Annotated in this window: 6 protein-coding genes and 4 tRNA genes; 5 read left to right on the top strand and 5 right to left on the bottom strand. The window is 67.8% G+C overall.

The window, feature by feature from the left end; translation table 11 throughout:
* Window positions 1-3 precede the first annotated feature (3 nt).
* The 4 genes from AC3WTD_RS08195 to AC3WTD_RS08180 all read left to right on the top strand — a co-directional run bounded on the left by AC3WTD_RS08195 (window position 4) and on the right by AC3WTD_RS08180 (window position 1,124).
* A tRNA-Gly gene (locus AC3WTD_RS08195) sits at window positions 4-79 on the top strand.
* Between the two features lie 128 nt (window positions 80-207).
* Window positions 208-283: transfer RNA gene (locus AC3WTD_RS08190), tRNA-Gly, on the top strand.
* A gap of 84 nt (window positions 284-367) precedes the next feature.
* Window positions 368-441, top strand: a tRNA-Cys gene (locus AC3WTD_RS08185).
* A 302-nt stretch (window positions 442-743) separates the two neighbouring features.
* Entirely contained in the window at window positions 744-1,124 is a 381-nt protein-coding gene (locus tag AC3WTD_RS08180; RefSeq protein ID WP_027491712.1) for an HU family DNA-binding protein, read from the top strand.
* A 93-nt stretch (window positions 1,125-1,217) separates the two neighbouring features.
* On the opposite strand, the gene AC3WTD_RS08175 is transcribed toward AC3WTD_RS08180, so the two are convergent.
* The 5 genes from AC3WTD_RS08175 to AC3WTD_RS08155 form a co-directional block, all read right to left on the bottom strand.
* A tRNA-Leu gene (locus AC3WTD_RS08175) sits at window positions 1,218-1,301 on the bottom strand.
* A 62-nt stretch (window positions 1,302-1,363) separates the two neighbouring features.
* Window positions 1,364-2,599: a TraB/GumN family protein gene (locus AC3WTD_RS08170; protein ID WP_492613493.1), complete on the bottom strand. Its 1,236-nt coding sequence runs from the start codon at window positions 2,597-2,599 to the stop codon at window positions 1,364-1,366.
* Window positions 2,600-2,688: 89 nt separating this feature from the next.
* The gene (locus tag AC3WTD_RS08165; protein ID WP_492613492.1) at window positions 2,689-3,579 is read right to left on the bottom strand and encodes a carbon-nitrogen hydrolase; all 891 of its coding nucleotides are present in this window, start codon (window positions 3,577-3,579) and stop codon (window positions 2,689-2,691) included.
* A gap of 48 nt (window positions 3,580-3,627) precedes the next feature.
* Window positions 3,628-4,662 carry an agmatine deiminase family protein gene (locus AC3WTD_RS08160; RefSeq protein WP_492613491.1) on the bottom strand — a complete coding sequence of 345 codons (1,035 nt, stop codon included), beginning with the start codon at window positions 4,660-4,662 and terminating at the stop codon, window positions 3,628-3,630.
* A gap of 194 nt (window positions 4,663-4,856) precedes the next feature.
* On the bottom strand, window positions 4,857-5,222 hold the full coding sequence (locus AC3WTD_RS08155; RefSeq protein ID WP_492613490.1) for a hypothetical protein: 366 nt from the start codon (window positions 5,220-5,222) through the stop codon (window positions 4,857-4,859).
* Window positions 5,223-5,429: 207 nt separating this feature from the next.
* On the opposite strand from AC3WTD_RS08155, the gene AC3WTD_RS08150 reads away from it, so the two are divergent.
* Entirely contained in the window at window positions 5,430-7,358 is a 1,929-nt protein-coding gene (locus AC3WTD_RS08150) for an ABC-F family ATP-binding cassette domain-containing protein (protein WP_027491717.1), read from the top strand.
* Window positions 7,359-7,362: the final 4 nt, after the last annotated feature.

Here is a 7,362-nt window from a genome sequence, read left to right as displayed (position 1 = left end):
TATGCGGGAATAGCTCAGTTGGTAGAGCACGACCTTGCCAAGGTCGGGGTCGCGAGTTCGAGTCTCGTTTCCCGCTCCAGTTTGCAGACAAAGCCCCGGCCCGTCCGGGGCTTTGTCGTAGCGGCGCCTCCTGCGCATGCCATGCCGGCAATCCGTGTCGAGGCTATTCACAGGCGAACCCGTTCTGCTATGATTCGCGGCTCCGATGCGGGAATAGCTCAGTTGGTAGAGCACGACCTTGCCAAGGTCGGGGTCGCGAGTTCGAGTCTCGTTTCCCGCTCCAATTTTCAGGCAGAACCTCGGTCCACCGGGGTTTTGTTTTTTACAGGCAAGCTGCGATCATCATGGTCGCGATGCACCAAGCAATGGCCAGGTGGCAGAGTGGTCATGCAGCGGACTGCAAATCCGCGTACGCCGGTTCGATTCCGACCTTGGCCTCCATTGCGCAACCGGCTGCAGGCAGCCGCAGGAAACCCGCCCTCGGCGGGTTTTTTTGTGCCATTTCGAACGGCGGGTTTCGGGCTCTCCGTGCCGTGCGGGTCGAGGCATGCAAGAGCGTGCATGCCGCAGAGGCATGGCCGTTTCGCACTTGCCATCGGCCGTGGGGTAGTCGATTGCGTCATTGCCGCGGTTTTTTTGCGGTTTTTTCCGCTCGACCCGTTGGCGGCACCGCTGAATTCCCCTACATTCAGCGTGCCGCGAGGCATACGAACCAACCATCACATATTCACGAGGGGAAACCCATGGCAAAGACGCAGAAAGCAGCTGCAAAGAGCAAGCCGGCATCCAAGGCCGCACCCGCCGCACCCAAGCCGATCAAGGAAGTCCTGAGCAAGTCCAGCCTGGTGGCGCACATCGCTGAAGCCAGCGGTGTGGTGGCCAAGGATGTGCGCGCCGTGCTGGCAGCGCTGGAAGGCGCGGTGGCCGGCTCGGTGCACAAGAAGGGCGCCGGCTCGTTCCAGTTGCCTGGTCTGCTGAAGATCACCGCGGTCAGCGTGCCGGCCAAGCCGAAGCGCAAGGGCATCAACCCGTTCACCAAGGAAGAGCAGTGGTTCGCGGCCAAGCCGGCGTCGACCAAGATCAAGATCCGCCCGCTGAAGAAGCTGAAGGACGCGGCAGCCTGATCGTTCCGGGTTCCCCGGTACAGGCAATCAAAAGTGCGGCGGGCGATCCCGCTGCACTTTTTTTGTGGCCGCGCCGCAGGCGGGGAAGAGGTGTGCCCGGACCCGGGATCGAACCGGGATACCCGTGAGGGTGAGGGATTTTAAGTCCCTTGCGTCTACCAGTTTCGCCATCCGGGCGTGGCGTCCGCGGCGCTGCGCGGGCGCGCGCATCGTAGCATGCGTGGAGCCGCGGACCGGCTTCAGAACAGGCTCTTGAAGATGTGGATGCCGGCGCTGTACTCGCCGACGATGGTGCCCACGCTGACCAGGAAGAAGTTGAGCAGGGTGCGCGCCACGCGGTTTTTCCACCAACCGCTCCAGTGCACGATGTCGTCGCGCAGGGTGTCGAAGTCGACCACCCGCGGGCGGCGCGCCCAGGCTTCGGCCATCGCGCTGATGCCGCCGGCGGGGATGCCGGGGCGGAACGGCTTGATCGGCGCGGCGATGAAGGCGGCGACGACGCTGAGCGGATGGCCGCCGGCAACCAGGGCACCGAGCGCGGCGAAGCCGCCGGTGAACAGCACCCAGGCCATCAATGCCTGCGTACCCAGCGAGGCGTTGCGGTGGAAGGCCCAGATGATCGCGGCGAATACCAGCAGCACCAGCCCGGCGGCCACCCACTTCGGCCAGCGTGCCTTCGGCGGCGGGACGGCAAGCTCGGCGACCCTGGCGGCGGGATCGTCCTGCTGCTCGCGCAACTGGGTGCACAAGCCCTTGAGGTGGCCGGCGCCGATCACCACCAGCACGCGGCGATGTTCCGTCGTGGCCGCGCGCGCGGCTTCCTCGCGCAGGCGCGCGGCCATGAACGCGTCGCGCTCGCCGATCAGGCTGTCGTAGAGCGGTTTCGAGCTGCTGGCGAATTCGCTGAACGCGCTCTCCAGCAGGTCGCCCTGTTTCAGTTTCTCGATCTCGCTTTGTTCGATGTCCTCGCGCTCGAACACGCTGGCCAGCAGGCCGCCGAGCAGGCCGAAACGCTGCCAGAAGCCCACGCTGCGCCAGGCGCGCTTGAGCGTGGTGCCGACCTCGCGGTCGATCAGCCACAGCGGCAGCCCGCGCGCCTCGGCGCCGTCCATCGCGGCCTTCATCTCGGCGCCGGGCTGGATGCCGGACTGGTCGGCCAGACGTTTCTGGAAGGTCGACAGCACCAGGCTGGCGGCGACCATGCCGGCCTTGCCCTGGCGGATCACCTTGAACAGGTCCATCTGCTTGAACGCTTCGGGGTCGCGCATGCTTTGCGCGCGGCTGTCGCACAATTCCACCGCCACCGCGTCGAAGTGCTCGTGGTCCAGCAGCGCCTCGACCGCCTCCATGCTGCTGCGCGAGACATGCGCCGTGCCCAGCACCACGTATTCCACGCCGTCGCGCTGCACGCGCTCGATCGGCTGGCCCTGCAGGGCGGCGGGCAATGCAGTGACTTCGGTTTCGGGGGCGCTCATCCGTTCAGCAGGCCGGTCGTCGTGGGAGATCCAAGCATGGGGACGGCGGGCATGCGGAACAAGCCGGTACGGGCGAGGTCGGTGCGCTATCAGTCACGGAAGCGCTTGAGCAGGTCGGCGTAGGCGTCGATGCGGCGGTCGCGCAGGAACGGCCAGATCCGCCGCACGTGCTCGCTGCGCGCCAGGTCGACCTCGGCCAGCAGCAGTTCGCGCGCGTCGGTGCCGGCCTGGGCCAGCAACTCGCCCTGCGGGCCGGCGACGAAGCTGGAGCCCCAGAACTGGATGCCGGCACCGGTACCCGACGGGTCGGCCTCGAAGCCGGTGCGGTTGCACGACAGCAGCGGCAGCCCGTTGGCCACGGCGTGGCCGCGCTGCACGGTGATCCAGGCGTCGCGCTGGCGATCCTTCTCGGCCTGCACGTCGTTCGGGTCCCAGCCGATCGCGGTGGGGTAGAGCAGCAGTTCGGCGCCGGCCAGCGCCATCAGGCGCGCCGCTTCCGGGTACCACTGGTCCCAGCACACCAGCACGCCGAGGCGGCCGACCGAGGTGTCGATCGGTTCGAAGCCAAGATCGCCCGGTGTGAAGTAGAACTTCTCGTAGAACGCCGGATCGTCGGGGACGTGCATCTTGCGGTAGACGCCGGCGATCGCCGCGGAGCGATCGAACACCACCGCGGTATTGTGGTACAGCCCGGCGGCGCGGCGCTCGAACAGCGAGGCGATAACCACCAGTTTCAATTCTTCGGCCAGCTTGCCGATGCGCGCCGTGGCCGGGCCGGGAATGCTCTCGGCCTGGTCGAAGATCTCCACCGATTCGTGCTGGCAGAAGTACGCGCCGTTGTGCAGTTCCTGCAGCAGCACCAGTTCCGCACCCGCCGCGGCGGCTTGGCGCAGGCCGGCGTCGATGGCATCGAGGTTGGCGTCGCGGCTGCCGCGGTCGGTTTCCTGCAACAGCGCGACCTTGAGGGTCTTGCGGGTCATGGGTTGAATCCTCGGCACGGCCAGACCCGACAGTTTAGCCGATGCGGCTCAGGCGATTCCGGCGGGCAATTGCATGGTGATGCAATGCAGGCTGCCGTTCTGCCAGATCAGCGGGCGGCATGGCACCTGCACCACCTCGCGGCCCGGGTGCGCGCTGCCGATGATGTGCGCGGCCTCGGCGTCGGCGGCGTCGCCGTAGGCCGGCACCAGCACGGCGCCGTTGACGATCAGGTAGTTCGCGTAGGACGCGGCGAGCCGGCGGCCTTGGTCGAGGATCGGCTGCGCCCACGGCAGCGGATACAGCTGGTACGGGCGGCCGTCGACGGTGCGCAGCGCGGCCAGTTCCTCGCCCATGCACTGGAGTTCGTCGTGGTGGTGATCGGCCGCGTCGCCGCAGGCCTGATACACGATGCGCTCGCCCGGCGCGAAGCGGGCGAGGGTGTCGATGTGCGCGTCGGTGTCGTCGCCTTCGAGGTAGCCGTGGTCCAGCCACAGCACGCGCTTCGCGTGCAGCCCATCGCGCAGGATCGCGTCCATCGCCTCGCGCGACTGCTCGGGGTGGCGCTGGTGCAGGCACTTCCAGGTGGTGAGCACGGTGCCGGCGCCATCGCTCTCGATGCCGCCGCCTTCCAATGCCCAGTCGATACGCCGGTGCGTGGCATGGCCGAACACGCCAGCCTGCACCAGGCCGGCGACCAGCGCGTCGTCCTGCGCGGCGCCGAACTTGCCGCCCCAGCCGGTGAAGCGGAAGTCGGTGAGCTGGAAGCCGCCGGCGGCGTCGGCGAGGGTGATCGGGCCGGAATCGCGCAGCCAGGTGTCGTCGTAGGGCAGCTCGACGAAGCGGACTTTCGAAAGGTCCACGCCGGCGTTGCGCAGCTGCAACTGCACGTGCGCGCGCAGCGCCGCGTCCGCGACCACGACGATCAGCGGCTGCAAGCGGGTAACCGCGGCGGCCAGCGCCACGTAGGTGGTTTCCACCGCGGCCAGTCGCTCGGCCCAGTCGGTGCCGGCATGCGGCCAGGCGATCAGCACCGCGGCCTGCGGTTCCCATTCCGCCGGCAGGCGCAAGGAGTGGTCGGTCATGACGGGATTTCCGTGGAGTGTGGTTTGGCGCCTGCGTCGGCGCCGGGTCGCACATTTTACGCGATGCATCGGGGCGGAACGGCGGGGCCGCCGTTGTGCGTGCTCGCGGGGCGCTCGCCGGAATGGTGCACGGGAGCGCACGCCATAAAAATGCGGCCCGCGTCGCCGCGGGCCGCATCGGTCGGAAAATCAGCTCAGTTGGCGTCTGCCGGGTTGGTGTTGTTGCCGGCCGGCGTATTGAGCACCGCGTGGATCACGTGGCTGTGCTCGAAGTACACGATGAAGTTCGAGTATTCCCAGCGGTTGATCTGCGGATGCTTCTTGCTGTCGCCGCCGCGCGGCGACAGTTTGCGCTGCGGCGCGCCCCAGGTCTTCTCGACCCGGGCCATGCTCAGCCCGCGGCGGGGCAGGTTCATGTCCTTTTCCTGCTGCACGCGGTGGATCAGCAGGCTGTCGCCGTGCTCGCGCAACTGAGCCGCACTGGCCAGCTGCGACGTGGCCAGGCCGGCGGCAGCAGCCAGCAGGATGACGATCGGCAAACTGCTCGTGAACTTGACCATTATGGCTCCCCTCTCCATACAAGGCTGTATGCGGCGTCGTTGTAGCAGAAGCGCCGGTGTTGCGCCACGCTGACGCCCGCCGAATGCGATGGGTTCGGCATTCGCCTGCGCGCGGCGGTACCAGGGCGCCTCGTCGGGAAGGGCGTCATCGCCGCTATCATGGGCGGCTGCGGGCGCCGACCCGCCCGCTTCCGATCCAGGCTTTCCATGATTTCCTTCCGACATTTCGCCTTGCGCCGCGGCAGCCGGCTGCTGCTTTCCGACATCGACCTGGTGATCCAGGGCGGCTGGCGCCTCGGCGTGATCGGCCGCAACGGCTGCGGCAAGTCCAGCCTGTTCGCCGCGCTGCAGGGCACGCTGGAGGGCGATGCCGGCGAGCTGGAGATGTCGGGCAAGCTGCGCCTCGCCTCGGTGGCGCAGGAAACGCCGGCGCTGCCGGATGCGGCGATCGACTACGTGCTGGGCGGCGATGAGGAACTGGCCGCCGCGATCCGCGACGAGGTCGACGCCGGCGAGCGCGGCGACATGGAGGCGATGGCGAAGGCGCACCACCGCATCGAGGAGCTGAACGGCTACGACGGCCGCGCCCGCGCCGGCCGCCTGCTGCACGGCCTGGGCTTCCCGTCGGAAACGCACGAGCGCGCGGTGCAGGAGTTTTCCGGCGGCTGGCGCGGCCGGCTGAACCTGGCGCGCGCGCTGATGTGCCCGTCCGACCTGCTGCTGCTCGACGAGCCGACCAACCACCTCGACCTCGACGCCGTGCTATGGCTGGAGGAATGGCTGCGCCGCTACCAGGGCACCTTGCTGATCATCTCGCACGACCGCGAGTTCCTCGACGGCGTGATCACCCACACGCTGCACCTCAACGAGGGCAAGGCGAAGCTGTATACCGGCAACTACAGCGCGTTCGAACGCCTGCGCGCCGAGCAGCTGCGCCAACAGCAGATCTCGCACGAGCGCGAGCAGGCCGAGCGGGCGCACCTGCAGTCCTTCATCGACCGCTTCAAGGCCAAGGCCAGCAAAGCCAAGCAGGCGCAATCGCGGATGAAGCGGCTGGAGAAGCTGTCCGGCACCGAGGCGGTGCGCGCCGAGCGGCCCTTCAGCTTCCAGTTCCCGGTACCGGGACGGCTGCCCGATTCGATGCTGCAGCTGGAGGACATCGTCGCCGGCTACCTGGCCGATCCGTCCACGCACGGGAACGAGGCGGCGCACATCGTGTTGTCCGACGTGCGCTTCAGCATCGAGGCGGGCGAGCGCATCGGCCTGCTCGGCCCGAACGGCGCGGGCAAGTCCACCCTGGTGAAGACCCTGGTCGGCGAGCTCGAACCGTTCGGCGGCGAGCGCAAGGTGCACAAGGACCTGAAGATCGGCTACTTCGCCCAGCACACGGTGGAAAGCCTGCGCGAAGGGGCGAGCCCGCTCGACCACCTGCAGGACAAGGCGCCGGGCGTGGCCACCCAGGTCATGCGCGATTTCCTCGGCACCTGGAATTTCGCCGGTGACCGCGCATTCGAGTCGGTGGACGGTTTTTCCGGCGGCGAACGCGCGCGCCTGGCGCTGGCACTGATCGCCTGGGACAAGCCGAACCTGCTGCTGCTGGACGAGCCGACCAACCACCTCGACCTGGACATGCGCGAGGCGCTGGCCGACGCGCTGGCCGATTTCGACGGCGCGCTGGTGCTGGTCTCGCACGATCGCCATTTGCTCGGCATGGTCTGCGACAGCTTCTGGCGCGTCGCTGACGGCGAGGTGGCGCCGTTCGACGGTGACTTGGACGACTACGCGCGCTGGCTGAAGACGCGTACCGCCGCGAACAAGAAAGCGGCGAAGGCCGATGCGACGACGAAGCCGGTGGTCAAGGTCATGGAAGTTCCGCCGGAAGAGCGCCGTCGGCAGGCTGCGGCCCAGCGTGATGAGGAAAAAGCCGCGCGCCAGCGGGTAAAGAAGATCGAGACGCGCACCGCCAGCATCGACACCGAGCTGGCCGCGCTGGAGGCACAACTGGCCGACCCGGCCACCTACAACGGCCCGACCAGCGACATGATGCGACTGGGCCAGCGCCAGACCGAACTGCGCGGTGAGAAGGAATCGCTGGAAACCGAGTGGCTGGCATTGGTCGAACAACTGGAAGCCTGAAGAA

The sequence above is a fragment of the Rhodanobacter sp. FW106-PBR-R2A-1-15 genome, assembly GCF_058789735.1.
This window is presented reverse-complemented; position numbering and strand designations above follow the sequence as displayed.